Below are 18,254 nucleotides of genomic sequence, written 5' to 3'. Positions count from 1 at the left end.
TTTATACCAATTGGAAATGTTCGACATTTGAAAATAGAAAGTTGCTCTAAAATTATTATGTCAAAATCGCCCCACCCATCAACCGCTCATACCGATATTTCAACTCTTCTTTCATCAAATACCAGCGCTCTAAAGTCACATCCATCTCTATAATTTTCTCTGCTGCTTGCCGTGCTAAAAGTAAAACTTCTTCATCTTCAACTAAACTCGCTAAGGTAAAATCTGGCACTCCTGATTGACGAGTTCCCAGTACTTGTCCTGGGCCGCGAAAACGCATATCCATTTCAGAGATGAAAAAGCCATCCTGAGACTGTTCCAACACCTTTAGCCGTTGTTGAGCATCAGGACTTCTAGAACTGCTCATCAACAGACAATAGGACTGAGCCGCACCACGACCGACACGCCCCCGTAGTTGGTGCAATTGTGACAGTCCAAATCGCTCCGCATTTTCAATGAGCATCACTGTTGCATTCGGTACGTCTACACCAACTTCAACAACGGTAGTAGAAACCAAAATTTGCGTTTGGTTATCGCGAAATTTGGTAATTGATTCATCCTTTTCGGCTGAACTCATCCGACCGTGTAGCAGCCCCACTTGAAACTCAGGAAAAATACTTTCTTGTAGCTTTTGATGCTCCTCAACAGCCGATCGCAAATCCAGTTTTTCTGATTCCTCTACCAAGGGCAAAACCACGTAAACTTGTCTACCTTGGGCAACTTCTCGGCGGATTAGGTCGTAAGCATGGTTGCGTTGCTGACCGGATAATACTGTTGTCTGAATCTTTTGTCGTCCTGGTGGTAGTTCATCAATCTGGCTGACATCTAAATCCCCGTGGATCGTCAGTGCCAAAGTTCGGGGAATTGGAGTAGCTGTCATAGTTAACACATGAGGTTGTTCGCCTTTTTGCTGCAAACGGGCCCGTTGTTCTACACCAAAACGATGCTGTTCATCTATTACCACTAACCCTAGTCGCTGGAAGCTCACAGAATCTTGAATCAAAGCATGAGTTCCCACTAACAGAGGTAATTCACCAGTTCCTAACTGAGAATGGATTTGTCTTCGTTTCGCTGTTTTAGTGGAACCTGTCAGTAATTCCACTGGTAAATGCAGCAGGTTAAACCAACTAACTAACTTGCGATAATGTTGTTCTGCTAAAACTTCTGTGGGAGCCATCAGCGCCGCTTGGTAGCCAGATTGAATTGCTGCAAGGATAGCTAGCACGGCAACGACTGTTTTACCAGAACCGACATCACCTTGCACCAAACGATTCATTGGTACGGGTTTTTGTAAATCGTTGAGAATGTCGTTGAGAACTCGTTGCTGGGCGTTAGTGAGTTTAAAAGGTAGTATTTCGTGGAATTTCTCTACAAGTTGACCTCGTGGGACGAGGATGGCGCTAGTTTGAATTGCCCTTGCTTGCTGCTGACGTTGCAGTAACCCAAGTTGGAGGTAGAAAAATTCATCAAAAACTAGGCGACGACGGGCAACTTGCAGAGCAGCGCTATCATCTGGAAAGTGGATGTTAGCGATCGCATCTTTCAATTCCATCAAACCATATTTCTGTCGCAAACCACTTGGCAAAGGATCTTTCAGGTTAGCCGCAGCCGGCAAAGCAGCAATTACCGCTTGTCGGACTGTATTCGCTACCACGCCTTCAGTCAATCCATAAATTGGCACTACCCGCCCAATATTCAGCGACTCAATAGAATCTCCTGGATTTGCCAAAACCTCTAGTTCGGGATTATCCAATGTCAAGCCGTATTTACTTTCTTTCACCAACCCGCACGCCGCTAAAATACTACCTACTGCATAACGGCGTTTTAAACTTTCTTGCCAAGCGCGACTGCTAAAGCGCGTACCTGCGTAAAAACGACCAATTTTGAGTTGACCGCTATTATCTTTTACAACCAGTTCTAAAATTGATAATTTCTGATTTTTAGGGCTAGTAAAGCAGTTGCAACGCTTCACTGTAGCGACTATTGTCACTGTCTCACCCGCCTGTAACTCGCGGATATTCACCTGACGCGCATAATCAATATGGTCACGAGGATAGTAAAAAAGCAAATCGCGGACGGTGTGTAAACCAAGCCTGGCCAAATTATCAGCTTTTTTGAAGCCTATTTCTGGTAAATCACTGAGTTTTTGGTCAATGTTTGGTGCAAGCCGCCGACTAACTTCAGTAACAATTGGAGATTTGGGATTCGGGATTTGGGATTGATAAGTTCTCCTCTGCTCCCCTGCTCCTCTGCTCCCCTGCGTTCCTTCCTCCCCCTCCTCCTGTTGCTGTAGTTGGGAGAGATACCTACGAGTTTCTGCTACTAAATGTTGTCTTTCTTCCAGTGCCAGATGTGGATAACTAGCAAATTGTACCGCTAGTCCTTGCCAACGGCGGCGTTCAGTTTGGGGTAAGCCTGTTGGAAATTTGCCCAAAGTTAGGCTGAGAAATTCACTAAAACGGTATTCTCTGCCCATCAAGTCTGTAAAGCCCCGTTCGGCTTCTATTGCCAAGGCTTTGTGCAATCGTATCCAATCTGGTTTTTCATTAATCATCGGTCAGTAGAGTGAGGAGTAAGGAGACGCGATTAATCGCGTCTGTACAGGGCAAATGTGATTAATCGCGTCTGTACAGGAGTTAGGAATAAATAACTCCTAACTCATAATTCATAACTCATAACTTTATTCAAACCAACTAGCACGCCATGCAGCTTCAGCTTCTGCGATCGCTCTTTCCCGATGTTTCTTTTGATACTCTCGTCCTAGCTTGTTTAGCTGAACTAAAATACTACGAATTTGCCTACGCTCAGAGGAGAGTGTCACATCAGCAAATTCAATTTCTCCTAGCCGCAGGTTAATAGCCATGATTTGCGTCAGTCCAGAATCTTCTGACTGCTGCTCATTTTCAATTTCAATTACTAAGTTTAATAAGTTGGGCGGCCCTGGCATGACCTCAGCAGATGCTTCTGATGCAGCCGCAGCAGCAGCCGCAGCCGCTAAAATCGGTTCTGGTAATTTTTTGGGTAATACCCCAGATTTTTGTAATAAAAGATTAGCATCATGGGAAAGTTTTTTCAGTATCTCTTGCGTGACCTCTTCTAAGTTCTGTTGCCATTTTGCCAGTTCTATAGGATTAGAGGTATCCAGGGTGAGAAGCTGAGGATTAGAGGCATCTGGAAGTCCAGAAGATGTTACTCCCTCATCTCCCCCAGCTTCCTCACTTTTTATCAAAGCGAGCAACTGCTCTGCTGCCACCTGACCCAACTTGCGGATAGCTTGTTGCAGTTGCTGGCGCTGATTCAATGACAGATGCAGAAAGTTTTCGGGATACCCTTGGGTACAAAGATGGTAACTCGCCAAAATCAACTGTTTTCGTACAGCTAGCCCCAAGGTGTTTAGATAACTAGCATAAGCGTTTTGTAGTTCTAGTGCGATCGCCCGAATCGCTTCTTTTAGTGCTGCAATATCCCGTTCAATTCGCTCGATTGCTCTTGCCATATCTTTTCGTTCTTGTCCATGTGAACTATTACATAGTACAAATGTACGAATTTATTTTATAATAACTTCCCAAAGGTTTTTAGATTTTAAATTAAATACTATATTTCGCGTCTCTACTAAAAAAAATACAGGTCAGGCTATTTGCTTGACCTGTCGTTTAACCACTTAGGAGTTAAGAATTATGAAACTAATTCTTGTACAGACGCGATGAATCGCGTCTTAATATTTAGAGACGCGATTCATCACGTCTCTAAATACTACTTGCTGCCAATTTGTGCAGCGACTTCATCAGCAAAGCTAATTTCTTGCTTATCAATGCCTTCGCCCAATATATAGCGGACAAAGCGAGTCACTTGAATCTCTGTGCCTAATTGCGTCTTCGCTTGCTTTAAGAGGTCTTCTACAGAGATACTCTGATCGCGGATGTAAGGCTGATCGAGCAAAGTCAATTCTTTCAGGCGTTTTTCAATCCGTCCCTGAACAATTTTTTCTTTGATGTTATCTGGCTTATTTGCCAAATCATCCTTACCCATTTCAATGTCTTTTTCTTTTTGGGCAATTTCGGCAGGGATTTGGTCTACGCTCACATACTCGACATTTGGACAAGCTGCAACTTGCATTGCAGTATTCCGTGCCAAGGTTTGGAACTCTGAATTAGCAGCTACTGATTCACTTTCAGAACCCAGTTCTACTAATACACCAACTCGACCGCCAGTGTGAATGTAGCTGTCTACTACTCCTTGCGTGCCTTCTGCTAATGCAAAATTGATAAAGCGACGTACTTGGATATTTTCACCGAGGGTAGCAATAGTTTGCTTGATGAATTCTTCTACAGTCCCGCTTGAACTCTCAGCATAGTCTTGAGCCAACAAAGACTCAACACTATCAGCAGTCGCTGCTTGCTTTGCCAGGTTCTTAACTAAAGCTTTAAAAGCCTCGTTACGAGCCACAAAGTCGGTTTGGCAGTTTACTTCTATAAGTACACCTACTCGACCACCGGGCTGAATATAAGTGTCTACTAGACCTTCTGCCGCAATGCGATCGCTTTTTGCCCCTGCTTTAGAGATGCCCTTTTTCCGTAGCCAGTCTGCGGCTTCTTCTATGTTGCCTTCAGTCTCTATCAGCGCCTTTTTGCAGTCCATCATGCCGGCGCCGGTTTTTTGGCGTAGCTCTTGGACGAGTTTTGCAGATATTTCCGCCATGTTGCCTCAATTCCTAACTTGACCTCGAGTTGTAATCACTCACCTAATTTAGTGTTGAGTGCTGAATTTTGTTAGCGTAAGCGGGGCGTTTAGCCCGTGCTGAGTTTTGAGTGTTCAGTTATCAATTTTATTCTTCATTGACAAATCACAACTTACAACTTCAAAAATCAAGACTCAGCACTATCTAATTTGCTGAGTCTTTCTATCTTACTCAGGACTCAGCACTCAGAACTCTTCACTATTCTTCTGTTTCCTCGTCGGGAATTACGGCATCAGTATATTCGGTTTCTTCATAGTCTTCGTCATACTCACTACCGTCGTAATCTTCGTAATCATCTTCAGTATCTAGCTGACCGTGACGACCTTCATAGATGGCATCCGCCAATTTTCCGACTATCAGCTTAATCGATCTGATAGCATCGTCGTTTGCTGGGATGGGGATATCTACTACATCTGGGTCACAGTTTGTATCCAGCATGGATACAATGGGAATATTCAGCTTTTGGCATTCTTGAACTGCGTTATATTCCCGCCGTTGGTCTACAATGACCACGATATCAGGTACTTTCCGCATTGTTTTAATGCCGCCCAAGTATTTCTGAAGCTTCGTCATTTCTCGACGGAGCATAGAGGCTTCTTTTTTCGGTAATAAATCTAGTGCGCCAGTTTCTTCACGGCGTTCTAAATCTTTCAGACGGTCAACTCGTGTTTTGATAGTTGCCCAGTTGGTCAACATTCCGCCCAACCAGCGTTGGTTAATGTAGTGGGAACCACAACGACTAGCTTCTTGAGCAATAATTCCAGCTGCTTGGCGCTTGGTGCCGACAAAAAGAAATTTCTTCCCTTGTTCTGCGTGCGATCGCATGTAGTTGTAAGCATTATCCATCAACTGGGCAGTTTGCACCAAGTCGATAATATGCACACCATTCCGGGAAGTATAAATGTAAGGAGACATTTTTGGGTTCCAACGCCGGGTCTGATGCCCAAAGTGAACCCCTGACTCCATCATTTGAGCCAATGAAACTACTGGCATATATTTTCTTACTCCGATTCGGGTTAAACCTCCATCCAAGTGCATTTCCCAACTGGGAAACACCCGAATTCTCAGATGTGCGAGATTAGTTAACCATACTAGGTTAGCACATTCGCAAGAGTTTGGTGGGCGGATAAAATAGCGCTGCCCACTCAACAATTAGGAAGCGCTATGCTTGATTTAACTCAAAAATGACGAATTAGGTTAGCGAGTCTTCTTTCGCTTTTAGCATCTCGTAGAGAGCATCATTACAAATCGCGGTCTTCTTGATCCTTCGGCTTGGGTTTTTGCCGCCGTTGTTCTACCTGCTCGTCAATAGTTTCTCTCATTTTGCGATCGGCAGCGTCCATCGCAGAATACTTAAAACGGTTGAGTATGCCACTGAACAAGTTGCCAAAGAATCTTTCAATTTCTTGCATAATTTCATACCTCAGTATTTAAAGGTAAATTCTTGACTCTACATTGGTCTTGGACTTTCTAGTGGAAGTTGGAAATAAAATTCTAACCTTTGACCAATGACTGTATAAAACAGTCTCATTAATCAAATCAGTACTGTTGAGATTTCCGAGATTGAAACGCGGTAGACACCCATCCATTGTATTCTGTCCGAGGTAATAAATGTGGCAAATTGGACTTTGGACAAAAATCAACAATCATTTCTCAAATTGGTATCACCAAAACAGTGCTGAGTGCTGTACGCGAATAGCGGGGCGTTTAGCTCGTAACGAGTGCTAAGAGTACTCCAAGTAAAAAAATGCCCAATTGTCATTGCGAGCGAAGCGAAGCAATCTCAAGGGCTGTGCTGTGATTGCTTCGCTTCGCTCGCAATGACGGGCTTTGGATCATTTATTTTTTGGAACACTCTAAGTAAAAAAAAGTAATAATTGCACTTCATTAGGACTTACGCAAAACTATACGGCGTAGGGGCAATTCATGAATTGCCCCTACCGGAGAATAAGGGTTTTGGCTATTTTTTGCGTAAGTCCTATTCATTTCAGAAGGTCTGAGAGCAACTGCTTAAAAGTCATGGAAAAAGAAATAAATATTTAGTTCGAGATGTGTAGCGTATATTTAATACGTCCAAGATCAATCCCCTAGATTTATCTCTCTTGGTTACTCAGCACTCAGTACTATAAGCCGAGGCACTCCTGAACTATCCTCCATAATGTGTGTCTGCTACTTTCCCTCGAAACACAATGTAATTGTAGATGTTGTAGAACAACATAATTGGAATCAGAAATCCAATGAAGATAATCATGAAGACTAATGCACTAGGTGCTGCTGCTGCCTGATAAATGGTGATGCCTGGGGGGATAATATAGGGAAAAACAACTAATCCTAACCCCACAAAGGTAAGTAGGAAAAGCAGCACTGTCCAAACGAGGGGAGTAGTTTCTTCTTTACGGTTCAGGCTTTTAATCAATAGCCCAATCAGCAGCACACCTAGCACTGGAATGACTGAAAATAGATACACTTCTGGCTGGTGAAATAACTTTGCCCTGGCATTTTCATACACAACAGGGGTAGCGATGGTGATTAAGATTGCACCTAAAAGCGTTGTCCATGCAGCAAGTTTTGCTGTGCGGTAATGGGAGGTTTGAAGTTCTCCTTCGGTTTTTAAAATGAGATAGGTGGAGCCAATCAATACATAACCCTGGATTAATGTCAAGGAAACTAAGAGCGATCGCCAATCCAGCCAATCCCACATAGTGCCGATGAAATGACCTGATTCATCTACCGTAATGCCTTCCAAAATGCTGCCCAGAGCAAATCCTTGAAACAGCGCCGCCATAAAGCTACCAACTCCAAAGGCCACATTCCAAAACACTTTATTCGTCGAATGCTCTCGAAACTCAAAGGCCACAGCCCGAAAAATTAACCCAAATATCATCCCAAAAATGGGAATGTAGAGCGCATTCAAAATGGTGCCATAAGCAAGAGGAAATGCCCCAAACAAAGCACCTCCCATCAACACCAACCAAGTTTCATTCGCATCCCAAATATTACCCAAACTCGTCATTAAGATGTCGCGTCGCTCCTCATTGGAACTGGTTAGGGACAGGATGCCTACGCCTAGATCAAACCCGTCTAACATGACGTAGAGAAATAAAAACAGAGCCAAGATGACAAACCAAACCTGCGCTAAAAAGTGTTCTAGATTCTCCATACAGTTACCTTACTGAGTGCTGAGTGTTGAGTATTGAGTTCTGCGTGTTCGCGTAGCGTCCCGTAGGGAAGAAAAAGTACTGGCTAAAGCCCCGCTACTGCTAACGGAACTCAGCACTTCTCATTGCTGTGCTTCAACAGGACGTTGATCTGGAACAAACTTAGCCGGAGTAGTTTCTACCGCAGGTTGAGTATCAATACCTGGAACTGGAAGCTCCAGATTGGGGCCTTGACGAATGATTCGACTACCAAAGAATAAGGCACAAATAAACAGGGCTGTATAAATTCCAGCAAAAATCACCAGAGATGTTAAGACCTCACTAGCAGGTAGGTGAGAAACTCCATCTGCGGTGCGAATTTGCCCGTAAAGCACCCAAGGTTGCCGCCCAACGCAACGTACAATCCAGCCCGATTCCACGGCAATATAGCCCAGTGGAGCCGCTAAAATCCAGATTCGCAGTAGCCATCTCTGTTGGGCGATCGCCTCTGATGAGAGTTTACCCCGTAACCACTGAATCACACTAATGCCCATCAATCCAGCTAAAAAGAAGCCAATACCACTCATGAGGCGGAAGGCGTAATAAATCAAACCCACCATCCGGGGGCGATCTTCAGGCTTCCAATGCTTCAGTCCGAGAACGGGTTTAGACAGGTTCTTTTTGAATTCTAAAATGTAGCCTAAGCCGTTGGGAATTGAGATTTCCCAGTCGTTTTGCTCGGTCTGGTTATTGGGCAATGCCACCACACTCCAGGGCGCGGGCTGTCCGGCTGGACTCGTTTCCCACTTGGCTTCCATTGCCGCGAGTTTGGTAGGCTGATAATCGGCTACCTGCTCGGCGCTGAGGTGTCCGATATAGATTTGTAATGGGGTTACAGCGATCGCAGTTGCCAAGACAATTTTGAGCGATCGCGCAAAGAAAGCCTCATGACGGTTGTTGAGAATATACCAGGCGCTAATTCCCCCAATCACAAACAGAGAAGTTTCCAGCGTCGCTAAAAACATGTGAGAGACGCTGTTAAGCATGAAGGGATTTAAGATTGCCTGAAAGTAATCATCGACAACAAACTTCCCGTTCACCATTTCTCCACCGGCTGGTGTTTGCAGCCAGGAATTTGCCGCCAAAATCCAGAAGGTAGATAGGTTTGCGCCAAAGGCAACCATAATTGTGGCGAAATAGTGAATCACTGGGTTGACTCGCTCCCAGCCAAACAGCATAATACCCAGAAATCCGGCTTCTAGCATAAATGCCATTGAAGCCTCAAAGCCTAAAATACTGCCAAAAAAGTCGCCTACCGCTTCAGAAAATGGTGCCCAGTTCGTACCAAATTGAAACTCCATTGGCAAACCGGATGCTACACCAATGCCGAAGTTCAAGACATACAGCTTTGCCCAGAAACGAGCATGATGGTAGTAATCGGGATTGCGTGTTTTTAGCCACATTCCTTCAACGATGACCAGATAAATGCCCATCCCAGTGGTGAGAACGGGCCATAGCATGTGAAATATCGCCGTCAGTGCAAACTGCATCCGCGATAGGGCAACGGTGTCCGATAGAAAATCCATGAACTAACCTCTGAATTCTTTTAAATCTTGACTTGCACAGCATCTTTGGGTCAAAAGAAGCAGGGGAGCAGTTCTTGCTGGGAGCAAGGGGGAAAACTGAGACGGAGTGTACTCCGCTCCAGTAAGAGACCCCTGCCCCTCCGCCTCTTCGGTCATAGCCAAATGGCAACGGAACATTTCTACCCTTCTCCTGATGTCGCAGCTGCGCGTAGGTTGCTTAAATTAAAATCTCGTAATCCCTTATTCGTTGTAATACAAAAAGGCGGAAGTTATGGCTCAAATAACCTACCACATCAATGATTTATGTGGATATTATTTAAATTTTTTATAGATTTTTTAGTTTGACGAAATGTCAGAGCAAAGAATTACAACCTGTCTTTTGACATTAGTAACAATTTATAACCTTGAAGAAGAATTTAGCTATTCTGTTTTGATAAATCGTCGCCAATTTAAATGTCAAAGAAAAAACGTAGCTGTCCAAAAAAAAATTTGCATATTACTGAATAGTAAGTAGTCGGACAAAAATATTTACAGTCATTGCGAGCGAACGCGAACAGCGTCTTGTAGGGTTGCAATCCCAGCCGTAAGCGAATTGCTACCCTGCGGGTTCTCCGAAGGAGCATATTCCGCTTCCCTCCATTCGCAATGACATTGTGTAATTAATTCTGTCTGACTACTTATCAGGGTCTACATTGAGCGATCGCAACCTTGCCTTTAATTGTTCTATCTGCAATTCGGCCTGTTCTGCTCTTTGGCGTTCTTGTTCTGCCCGTTGGCGTTCCTGTTCTGCCAATGCTTCTGCTTGCTGCCTTGCTAATACTTCTTGCCGTAAAACCTGTACAAGTTCATCAGGGATGAGTAATTTTTCTCCTGTATCCTCTCGATAAAACCCAATTAACCTTCCTTCAATCACCAAGCGCAGTTGTAGCGGTTCACTGCGTCCATCCTGTATGGGTTCGTAGACTTCTCCCCGTAGGCGATAGCCACGTAGCTGTTGTTTCACCCACTCACCTTTAGGGTCAAACAGCCAGTATTCTTTGACACCTAGCTGCTCATAGAGAGTCTTTTTGAAAATTTCATCTTGTCCCTTAGTACCAAAGGATGTCATTTCAAAAATAACCGTGGGTACTTGACCCTCTTCCCAGATTTTATAGTTGTCTCGACCGCCGGCTGCAACATCAAAAATCACCATCACATCTGGGGCTACCCGCAACCTGGGAAAGCCTTGTGCATAATAAAGAAATTGATTTCCTAATACTGTTGCCTGACGATCTGCCAGATACTGTTTTAGGACTTCCAAAGTAGTGAGCAAGGCATAAAGGTGGTCGTAGGTTTCTGCCACTGGTTGACCATCAGCGCTGGGGTAGAAAATTTCTGATTCGATACCAACAGGTAAAGTAGCTGTCATGGTTGTAAAATCAGCGCTACGAGATTATTGTAGAGCAAGTTTGGCTTTTCCTAACTTGGAATGTTCAAGCTTTTCAAAATATAACTAGATAACTCACAAAATCCTTCTCCTTCGGCAGCACTGGTAATATAAGCAGGTTGATATTTCAACTGATTCACATATTCCAGCACGTTTGCCACGCCTACAGAAAGAGGAAAATAACGCCGATCGAATAAACTTTCATCATTGGGGCTATCGCCAACGGTGACAATTTGTTCTGGTGAGTAGTGAGGTAAATATTCGCGCAACACCTGCAATAATCCTACAGCTTTATCTTGCCCTTGGGGTTTAATGTGACACTGCACGTTGCTATAGGTAAATCCCCAATCCATTTGTTGACAAAGACTATCTAGGGTTTGTAATTCGTCTTGACTCAAACCAGCTACATCAAAAGTCCAGTCGGTGAGACGAAAGCGATTATCAGCAGATTCTTGGATTCGAGGAAATTTAGTTTGTAATCTCTCAAAAGTCATAGCCAAGCGCTGACGATGTTGAGCTAAATCAGAAATGGCTGTTAAGACTACTGGTTCCAGGTTTTCAGGTGGAAAGTACAAACCGCCATTTTCTGCGATCGCACCTGCTACTGGCATAATCGCACTCAATCCACTCACCCACCCAGCAGAACGTCCTGTAACAATCAGCACCTTAATGTCAGATGCAGCTAGATCCTCTAAGGCTTGCAGTAGTGCAGGAGTAAATTTTCCTCGTCTGGTTAATGTGCCATCCATATCTGTGGCTATCAGACGAATATTGCTCAAGCTTGTAGATGAAACCTCAGACAGGGCAGGGATGTTCTGGTGTCTGAACATACGTAGTTTGTAAAAAGCTGTTAAAAATAATAATCATACAGCAAGATGGCATGGAATATTTGGGCATCCTAAACATCAGGAGTCAAGTTTTTCAGTTTCCAACCATGCCCACTTCGATATTTATTGCCCAATTAGGGTCAAAGCCTAAAAAAGCATCCCAGGAAGTGCCAGCAAGTAATCCTCAAATACCACCATTATTGTTGGTAACTTCTGGAGGACTGGCTTTAGCGGTGATTGCTTTAATTGTCTATAGTAAGCTCCAGAAGGATAAGCTGGAGAAAAAACTTAAGTTTGAACAATTCCGGGCGCGAGAATTAGAGAAAAAATTTAAGCTGGCGCTGGAAACGATTCGCAAAATGGAAACTAATCCCGATTTGGTTAACTCGCGGGACTTTAACCTAGACTATCTGCGAATGCGGATGTCAGAGGAGGTATTTCATTTTGCAATCCTTAATCAAGTGAAGATTCAGATTAAAGATAAAGTTACTCAAGCCCTGCGTCCAAATCAAGCACAACTTGGATCGGTTGGAATTGCTAATAGCACTGGACGGCAAGTAGATGAAACTTTTGATGTAGAGTATGAGACTGGCAGTCCAGGAAACTCTGCAAAAAGAGTGCTGTTTCGCATTCAAGTCCGGTTAATGAAGTTACCAACGCAAGCAACATCTGCAACTATTAGTCAAATTATTGACTGTATAGAAACTTACCTAAGCCCCATAGAAGATGAAGATAGTTGGCAACCAACACTTCAAGGTCGGATTGCTACTATGCATTGGGATCAAAAGGCTAAACCTACGCCTCTACTGGTGCTAGAGCAATCGAATGAAGGCGTAAATGTGACTTTTCGCACTAGTCGCCAACCAAATTCCCCAACTCCGCCAAATCAACCTGGAATGAAAAAATCAGGCTCGCGCTAGAAAATAATGACGTAATTAAATGTAGGATAAAAATTTTGAGTTGTTAGGGGTGCAGCAATGCTCAGGGGTATCAACTTAAGCCCTTGAGATGTTTTGTAGTGAGGGCTAAAGTCCTCTCTAAGAGACGCTATTCGCATTCACTACAAACCTTTAATTATTTACGCTGCTCTACTTAGACGAATCGTTACGATCGTGAAAGTTAGTTGCCTTTGATAGGTTTGATTCTAGCGATCGCTTGTCGTAACATTTTTGGCAGCCAAAAAAGATAACAATATACTTGTTGTGCCTGGCTATAAAGTGAGAATAACTTTGCTTCACTTAATAAAGTATATGGTCGAAGGACTCTGAGAATTGCTCCAAATTTATCTTTGGTCACACTTGGAATGGAACCGCTAACAAAATAATCTTTTAAATGTGGAGGTAAATGCCAATCAATTTGAGCATCTGGCTGATGTATTACAGGTTCAACATTTCCTCGCCATGCAACTCCCATGATTTGCATAGTCTGATACACCATTGTGTTCCATCCTTTCTCTTTTAAGTAGTCTAAGCCTTGAGCTACGTCGGGAGAAGCCAAGTCATGAAACAAAATTAAAGCATCGGCTTCTGCAATTTGTTCGCAAATAATTGCATCATTAAGAGGGGCTGGTGCTTCGTGATTACCGTCTATAAATATCAATGACCATTTACGTTGAAATTTATTTGCTATTTCTGCTACTTTTTGAGGGCTATATCCTGGGATTAGATTCACAGATTCCTTAACACCTGCCAACTTTAGCGACTCCGTGACGCTTTCATTAAATAATTGTTCGGATAGCATCGGATCGATTACATCTAGCTCTACTCCTCCTAAAGCCAAATGACAAGCTGACCAACCCATCCAACAACCTATTTCTAAAGCTTTTTTCCCTTGAAATTTTAAGGCCGTATTATATAGAATATGAGCTTCATCTCTGCTGACAAATCCTACACCTTTTTGTCGTTTATCCACATACCAGTTATGATTAATATCCCGCCGCAAGTAAAGCCAAAAAGAATCATATTTATTTCCTAAAGTTATATAGGGAAAGCATGAATCTGGCTGGATAGTGGAAAATCCTGACGAAACATAATCTCCTTTTGGCAATAAGTTTCCTTCAATCAGTTTTACTGTTTTTTCAGTCATACGTTACTCTCTAAGTATTTAAAATTCTCGTTTCTTGGTTACGATGTAACTTCACCAACTTGTCAAACAACGCCATCGTCACTGTAGAGAGGGTTGGTCACATCATGTCAAGAAGATTATCATATTCTCAATAAACCTAAACTAATCTCAATAATTTATACTTATTGACAATATGTATGCGATCGCGTAGTAGATCGATGAAGGCAGTTATTGCTGAGGACATTTTTCCCCTGCCTCCATTTGGATTGACAACACTCAGTACTGAATATTGAGTAGCAAAAACTACTTAGTGCTTGCTTACTTAGTACAAGCCCCGCCCTTTGTGGGCGGAATCTTCTTAACTCTTGAGTTGGTTGATACCCCACCCGCAAGTGGCGTGGTCTTTTAACTCAGCACTCTTCATGGGTGCGATCGCGGTAAAGATTTGGCCCATTTCCTCAATAACGCTGTCTCCAAGGGAGTATGAGCCGACATACTTTTGTATTTGTTGCCTGACTTTGCCTTTCATATTAAAATTTTGGAGTAATGCTTTATGGTTAATGCAATCAAACGTTCAATTCGGATATTCAAAGATGCGCCCCTGTATGTCTGATTTCTTTTATCACCCTACAGAATTTATCTTCTTCCATTTCCAGCCCCTTTTTTGTGTTGGGCTGTATTTAGGGTAGTTGGGGGTAGGCGATCGTCGCACTTGCGCGATCGCATCACTGGTTAACTATCTACTTGATGCAGAGAGTTAGCTCCTATGTCATCCTAGATTTAGGAGAGTTAATTCAGTGACGTCTTTGATTTTAGTATTGAAAGGCTTTTTCCTTTTAGTATTTACAGACTTCTCAGAGAAATTAAAATCTCTACACAGTGATGATTTTGGAGCGAATCGATGTCAATTTATGTAGGTAACCTCTCTTATGAAGTTACACAAGAAGATTTAAGTGGTATTTTTGCAGAATATGGTACTGTAAAGCGCGTTCAAGTACCTACTGACCGTGAAACAGGTCGTCCGCGAGGCTTTGCTTTTGTAGAAATGGGAAGTGAAGCGGAAGAATCAGCTGCCATTGAAGCTCTCGACGGTGCTGAGTGGATGGGTCGCGATCTGAAAGTGAATAAGGCTAAACCAAAAGAAGATAGAGGCGATCGAGGTTCCTTTGGTGGGAACCGAGGAGGAGGCTACGGCGGCGGCGGTGGCGGGCGCGGCGGACGCTACTAAACCTTGGAAACAAAAAATTACCAAGAGTCTTAAGGTCAGACAATGAGTCTGTCTTTTTTTGTAATGTACCGTCTGCATAGCCATTGATGAAGTCAACTTAGCAGGAGAAATAATGACCCAAGTAATTGTAGGTGACAATGAACACATTGAGTCAGCCTTACGAAGATTTAAGCGAGAAGTTTCCAAGGCTGGAATTTTTCCAGACATGAGAAAACATCGTCATTTTGAAACACCCCTAGAAAAACGCAAGCGCAAAGAAGTTGCCAAGCACAGACAGAGTAAGAGAAGTTTTCGTAATTAAGGGTTGATATATATCAACAGAATGCCCTCATAAATTGTATGAGGGTTTTTCTTTTGCTGATTTTAAAATCAGCAAACCTCAAGAAACGCTAAAATCAAGTCAGCCTTTGTATTGTAGCGGTTGTGTCCCACATCACTCAGAGTGCGGTTCACTGCATAAATCCTGATTGTCAACGTCCTTATCCTCAGCCTTGGGGAAACAAATTTTGCAACAGCTGTGGCGCACCGCTAGAGTTGTTAGACCGCTATGTTCCACTTCAGCCATTAGGTTCGGGAGGATTTGCTCAAATTTACACGGTTTGGGATGAAAAAACTCAAACCGAGAAAGTACTGAAAGTATTGGTAGAAGATTCACCAAAGGCACTAGAGTTATTTACCCAAGAAGCGGCGGTTTTATCGAGTTTGCAGCATCCAGGTGTCCCCGCAGTCGATGCCGAAGGATATTTTCAGGTACAACTCTTTAACCCCAAAACGCATCAACTGCCTTGTCTAGTAATGGAAAAAATCAATGGGCGGACTTTAGAGGAGATATTAAAAAAGTTTCCCCAAGGCTGTCCAGAGAGTTTGGTTGTAAACTGGTTTGCTCAAGCTGTACAGATTTTACAAGAATTACACAAACGTCAGATTATTCACCGGGATATTAAACCTTCTAATTTAATGCTGGGCACGTCTTCGCCCACTGTAAGCCTACCTCAAGGGCAAACAGAGGGCGATCGCTTGGTACTAATTGATTTTGGCGGAGCAAAACAATTTAGCGCCTCTAAACTTCGTTCTCAGTCTAGTTCCACCCGATTATTTTCTTCTGGCTACAGTCCACCAGAACAAGTGAGTGGAAGTATTGTCGGGCCCAGTGCCGATTTTTATGCCCTTGGTCGAACCGTGATTGAACTACTAACAGGCAAATATCCGCTAGAGTTAGAAGACCAGCAAACGGGGAAATTGCGATGGCGAACGGCGGTAAATGTCAACCCGGAACTAGCAGATTTGCTGGATGAGATGGTGCAGGAAGATGTGCGATCGCGTCCAGCAAATGCAGTTATGATTCAAAAACGCTTGGCAAAGATTGCTCAACCATTACCGCCGCCAGGATTATTTGCCCAACTGCGAGACAAGATAAAGCTTGCCTCAACACAAGTTTCCCAGAAATTTACACTGCTAACACAAGCTATTGAACAAGTTTTAGCTAACTTTAGCCAAGCTGTAACTAAAACCGTTATTTTTATCGGTCAGACAATCATCAAAATTTTGCAAGCTTGTTTAGCGACAATTTGGGCGATGATCTTGGCTTATGTTGGCGCTTGTTTTGGTGCGATCGCTGGTTTTATTTTGGCCTATCACACCAGCTTGGGGCATCAAGTTGTCGAATTTATTTCGAGTCAGCTAAACCAATTAGTGCCAAATACTCAACCCGTCTTCGGGGCAGATATTTTGGTATTCATCGCCGCCGGTTGGGGAACCGCTTGGGGACTGACAGTATCTGGGTGTTTTGGTCAACGGCGGCGGTTTTTAGTTGCGTCGCTGATGGGGATGATTAGCTATGGCTTCGGCTGGTTGATTTTACAATTAATCACACCAAAAGATAGCGGCGAGGGCTTAGTGGCAGTGATTTTAGTAGGAGTTTCCCTACTCACCTTGAGCTTAGGACTTCGTAGCCATCATATAGTTTACGCCGTGTTCGCTGCCTTTGGTAGTGCGATCGCCTACGCATTTTTGATTATTTTGAGGTTAGCACCTCCGATCTTCCAATTTTCTAATCACCCAGCCTGGTCAGAGTTACAGTTACCTCTGATTTTTTTTGGCTCTGTAGGCTTCTTTATCAGCTTCTGGTTAGCAGTAAGTTACTACCTAATTGTCCCTGGATTGCGCTTTTTAGGGTGGCGATGAAGGAGGTAGGGAGCAGGGAGCAGGGAGCAGGGAGCAGGGAGCAGGGAGCAGGGAGCAGGGAGCAGGGAGCAGGGAGCAGGGAGAAGAATTTTCCCCTCCGCCCCCCGCACCCTGCCCCTCTGCCTCTTTTCAATGCCCAATGCCCAAAAACAAGATCCCCCTAGTCGTATTTTTCATCGAGCTAGGGGATCACATATATGGTAGTCTATAAAAGGTTCGGTATAGTTGCTTACGAATCGATTCTATAGCCTATATTTCAGTTTGAGTAGTCTTACCATTAGAATTTATACTATTTTTACAGCTTCTTGATGAATGCTTCATCCCTGTTGTTCTTTAGAGAAGCAGTATATGTAAGTATGACAGTAGGCAATGTGCGTAACTTGTCATTTTTGTAAATATCTGTAAAAAATATGAAACTTAAGATTGTTGCTACCGTCGTCCTGTTAGCTTGTTTCGGGTTTGCAGAGCAGAGCCTTGCCTTAAACCAGCTAGATTTGGATCAGTTAAAAGCAACAAGTGCCTGTCCTCGGTGTAATTTGAGTGGTGCCGATCTAACTCAACTGAATCTAACTGGAGCCAATTTGCGAGGTGCTGACTTGAGTAGTGCAGCATTATCTAAAGCTAATCTTACCAATGCCGATCTCACAGGTGCAAATTTAGAAAATGCGATTCTGAATTCAGCAAATCTCAATGGTGCTTCCTTAACAGGTGCAAATTTGAAAGCAGCATCTCTAGAAAATGCCGATTTATCTTATGCCGGTTTCATCAGTGCGAATTTGGAAGCAGCAAACTTAAAAGGTGCCAAATTAGAATTTACTAATTTTCGGGGGGCTAACTTCCGACTAACAACTCTGGCTAATGGTGTCGTCACCTCCGATATGCCTTATAACTGGTCGTTAGAGCGTCAAAAAAGCAGAGAATGTAACCATTTCAAACCCGAAAATACTCCAGGCACAACCTGTTATTCAAAATAAATTGGGCATTGGGCATTAATCCCCCTTGTCCCCCTCATCTCCCTCATCCCCCTACCTCCTCCCTCCTTGTATAGCAAAAGCATTTTGTTTGTT

16 protein-coding genes are annotated in these 18,254 nt (G+C 43.4%); 5 read left to right on the top strand and 11 right to left on the bottom strand.

Features of this window, described 5'->3' with window-relative positions; all coding sequences use genetic code 11:
* Window positions 1–55 precede the first annotated feature (55 nt).
* The 9 genes from recG to GTQ43_RS14740 all read right to left on the bottom strand — a co-directional run bounded on the left by recG (window position 56) and on the right by GTQ43_RS14740 (window position 11,714).
* On the bottom strand, window positions 56–2,551 hold the full coding sequence (recG, locus tag GTQ43_RS14780; protein WP_265273347.1) for an ATP-dependent DNA helicase RecG: 2,496 nt from the start codon (window positions 2,549–2,551) through the stop codon (window positions 56–58).
* Window positions 2,552–2,677: 126 nt separating this feature from the next.
* Window positions 2,678–3,493: a hypothetical protein gene (locus GTQ43_RS14775; RefSeq protein ID WP_265273346.1), complete on the bottom strand. Its 816-nt coding sequence runs from the start codon at window positions 3,491–3,493 to the stop codon at window positions 2,678–2,680.
* Between the two features lie 257 nt (window positions 3,494–3,750).
* Window positions 3,751–4,695 carry a translation elongation factor Ts gene (tsf, locus tag GTQ43_RS14770; protein WP_265273345.1) on the bottom strand — a complete coding sequence of 315 codons (945 nt, stop codon included), beginning with the start codon at window positions 4,693–4,695 and terminating at the stop codon, window positions 3,751–3,753.
* Window positions 4,696–4,933: 238 nt separating this feature from the next.
* The gene (gene rpsB, locus GTQ43_RS14765) at window positions 4,934–5,728 is read right to left on the bottom strand and encodes a 30S ribosomal protein S2 (protein WP_265273344.1); all 795 of its coding nucleotides are present in this window, start codon (window positions 5,726–5,728) and stop codon (window positions 4,934–4,936) included.
* A 248-nt stretch (window positions 5,729–5,976) separates the two neighbouring features.
* Entirely contained in the window at window positions 5,977–6,147 is a 171-nt protein-coding gene (locus GTQ43_RS14760; RefSeq protein ID WP_265273343.1) for a hypothetical protein, read from the bottom strand.
* A 734-nt stretch (window positions 6,148–6,881) separates the two neighbouring features.
* Window positions 6,882–7,895 (bottom strand): cytochrome d ubiquinol oxidase subunit II, encoded by a 1,014-nt coding sequence (cydB, locus tag GTQ43_RS14755; RefSeq protein WP_265273342.1) that lies wholly within the window; start codon window positions 7,893–7,895, stop codon window positions 6,882–6,884.
* 120 nt (window positions 7,896–8,015) lie between these two features.
* Entirely contained in the window at window positions 8,016–9,458 is a 1,443-nt protein-coding gene (locus GTQ43_RS14750; RefSeq protein WP_265273340.1) for a cytochrome ubiquinol oxidase subunit I, read from the bottom strand.
* Window positions 9,459–10,131: 673 nt separating this feature from the next.
* Window positions 10,132–10,866, bottom strand: a complete 735-nt coding sequence (locus GTQ43_RS14745; protein WP_265273339.1) for a Uma2 family endonuclease — start codon at window positions 10,864–10,866, stop codon at window positions 10,132–10,134.
* Window positions 10,867–10,916: 50 nt separating this feature from the next.
* Window positions 10,917–11,714 (bottom strand): HAD family hydrolase, encoded by a 798-nt coding sequence (locus GTQ43_RS14740; protein ID WP_265273338.1) that lies wholly within the window; start codon window positions 11,712–11,714, stop codon window positions 10,917–10,919.
* Window positions 11,715–11,818: 104 nt separating this feature from the next.
* Here GTQ43_RS14740 and GTQ43_RS14735 point away from each other — a divergent pair, with 104 nt between their 5' ends.
* Window positions 11,819–12,631, top strand: a complete 813-nt coding sequence (locus tag GTQ43_RS14735) for a hypothetical protein (RefSeq protein WP_265273337.1) — start codon at window positions 11,819–11,821, stop codon at window positions 12,629–12,631.
* A 199-nt stretch (window positions 12,632–12,830) separates the two neighbouring features.
* On the opposite strand, the gene GTQ43_RS14730 is transcribed toward GTQ43_RS14735, so the two are convergent.
* Complete coding sequence (locus tag GTQ43_RS14730) at window positions 12,831–13,796, bottom strand: class I SAM-dependent methyltransferase (RefSeq protein WP_265273336.1); 966 nt, start codon at window positions 13,794–13,796, stop codon at window positions 12,831–12,833.
* Between the two features lie 337 nt (window positions 13,797–14,133).
* The gene (locus GTQ43_RS14725; RefSeq protein WP_265273335.1) at window positions 14,134–14,304 is read right to left on the bottom strand and encodes a hypothetical protein; all 171 of its coding nucleotides are present in this window, start codon (window positions 14,302–14,304) and stop codon (window positions 14,134–14,136) included.
* Window positions 14,305–14,676: 372 nt separating this feature from the next.
* Here GTQ43_RS14725 and GTQ43_RS14720 point away from each other — a divergent pair, with 372 nt between their 5' ends.
* The 4 genes from GTQ43_RS14720 to GTQ43_RS14705 all read left to right on the top strand — a co-directional run bounded on the left by GTQ43_RS14720 (window position 14,677) and on the right by GTQ43_RS14705 (window position 18,161).
* Window positions 14,677–15,003, top strand: a complete 327-nt coding sequence (locus tag GTQ43_RS14720) for an RNA recognition motif domain-containing protein (protein ID WP_265273334.1) — start codon at window positions 14,677–14,679, stop codon at window positions 15,001–15,003.
* Between the two features lie 112 nt (window positions 15,004–15,115).
* Complete coding sequence (gene rpsU, locus GTQ43_RS14715; protein ID WP_012407716.1) at window positions 15,116–15,304, top strand: 30S ribosomal protein S21; 189 nt, start codon at window positions 15,116–15,118, stop codon at window positions 15,302–15,304.
* A 122-nt stretch (window positions 15,305–15,426) separates the two neighbouring features.
* Window positions 15,427–17,187: a serine/threonine protein kinase gene (locus GTQ43_RS14710; RefSeq protein WP_265273333.1), complete on the top strand. Its 1,761-nt coding sequence runs from the start codon at window positions 15,427–15,429 to the stop codon at window positions 17,185–17,187.
* A gap of 410 nt (window positions 17,188–17,597) precedes the next feature.
* Window positions 17,598–18,161 (top strand): pentapeptide repeat-containing protein, encoded by a 564-nt coding sequence (locus tag GTQ43_RS14705; protein WP_265273332.1) that lies wholly within the window; start codon window positions 17,598–17,600, stop codon window positions 18,159–18,161.
* Window positions 18,162–18,254 lie beyond the last annotated feature (93 nt).

It is taken from the genome of Nostoc sp. KVJ3, assembly GCF_026127265.1.
Lineage (GTDB): Bacteria > Cyanobacteriota > Cyanobacteriia > Cyanobacteriales > Nostocaceae > Nostoc.
The sequence above is the reverse complement of the archived record's forward strand: the minus strand, read 5'-3'. Positions and strand labels throughout refer to the sequence as shown.